Genomic DNA, 1,682 nt, shown 5'->3' with positions numbered 1-1,682 from the left:
TTCTGGCTTGGTCGCTTGAACCAAATACCGGAGACCTCTTCAGTTATCGATCACCGCCACGCCGCAACATCGGCGCCCTACGAAACACGGCCTAGCACCTCTGAACGAGGATCGCCGCAGGTGAGGCGCAGTGATGCCGGCCCGGTATCCAGGATGCCAATTGACCTAGAGCCCTCCAACACACCTGGCGCAAAATTGCAGGAGTGACTTTCTGTCCCGCTTCCACTACGTTCAGATACATGCCTCCTGCATATGGTGAAACGGTTGAACTTCGGGTACGACAAATCGCCGCAACGCTTGGCGTCCCTGAGTTCGTTTACCACCAGCCTTTCGTTCGCAAGGGTAGCGCCGTGCGGGAAGTTGGCGATGGCCTAATTCTTTGCAGCGACATCGGGGCTATCTTGCAGGTGAAGTCCCGCGCGCTACGAGAAGGTCGCCGCGATACCGATGCCGATGCGGAACGCTGGGTATTGAAACATGTATCACGAGCGATACGCCAAGGTAGGGGATCGAAGCGAACAATTTTGTCCCACCAGCGGAGTGGATCTCCTTTGAAATGCGCTCCAGTCCGATCCATGACGCTTTCCGAGCCAGAACGCGAACCATTCTTTGTTGACCTGATTCAAGATTGTTCCCAATGGCCGATCATCGTCATTGTCGATCATCCGCTAAACCCTCATGTAACTCTACCGACCTATCATGATGCATTTTGCATATCGCTCCCTGATTGGTATGAAATCAACCGTCATCTCCGATCAATCCACGAAGTCCTTAGATACGTTGGTCGTGTACTGGAGCACGGCGCTGACGTCGCTGTGCCACTTTCTCATGAGTATGATCGATTTTCATCACTTGTAGCCTTCGAGGGAACACCGAGGATGAGCCCCAGAGCTCGACCGTGGACGACATTTGCCGCAGTCGAAGATGCTGCCGCAGTATCTGAATACAGGACACTGCTTGAACGCACATGGGGACCCAACGACGAGCTACCAGGGTTTCCGATTGATGACTACCGCGAGATGCTCGATTTTCTTGACGATGCGCCAGCCGTCGCCCAGGCTTTCATTGGGCGATGGCTGGTGGCTAATCGCTCACAGCTCCGTTCCGCCCGGCACAGGGTTAGCGGAAGCGTACTTGTGGTTGACCGACCGCTTGTTTTGCTGATGGACTTTAAGGACAACAAACCTGACAAGCGCGCATGGTTAGCAGAGCTTTGGGCCCTGACCGTCGTTCGCGCGATCGAATATCGACGACAAACTCAGATACGTCGCAATACGTTGGGTATCGCTATTCGAGTTTTCGACAACTACACTGATGAGTACTCGTACATACTCATGCGGCCGGATATTGAGATTTCGGAGAACCTGATCCGCGAGACAGAGTGGCGATTTGGCGTTGCTAATTTTTCAACGTCACGGGTAGAGCGACTGAAAGTGCGCCGAAATGAAAGGTGCCCCTGCCACTCTGGAAAGAAGTTTAAGTACTGTCACGGAGTAAGTTCTGCTAGAGAGTTCTGACCGGACACGTTAAACCCCTGTAGGTTATTCGCGTTTCACGCGACTCCTGCCGGGGTTTTCTGCTGTCCAGGCCCAGGGCCATTGCGTTGTCGGACGGCAGGGCTCTGAACTGGGGATTCGCATCGTGATCGGCCTCTGTGGAGCCGAAGACGGCGGATGAGATCA

Annotated in this window: 1 protein-coding gene; it reads left to right on the top strand. The window is 54.2% G+C overall.

The window, feature by feature from the left end; translation table 11 throughout:
• Nucleotides 1–575: 575 nt before the first annotated feature.
• Nucleotides 576–1,517 (top strand): SEC-C domain-containing protein, encoded by a 942-nt coding sequence (locus tag ACH442_RS47990; RefSeq protein ID WP_396344919.1) that lies wholly within the window; start codon nt 576–578, stop codon nt 1,515–1,517.
• The last annotated feature ends 165 nt before the right edge of the window (nt 1,518–1,682 follow it).

It is taken from the genome of Actinoplanes sp. NPDC020271, assembly GCF_044388125.1.
In the GTDB taxonomy this organism is placed as follows: Bacteria; Actinomycetota; Actinomycetes; order Mycobacteriales; family Micromonosporaceae; genus Actinoplanes.
The sequence above is the reverse complement of the archived record's forward strand: the minus strand, read 5'-3'. Positions and strand labels throughout refer to the sequence as shown.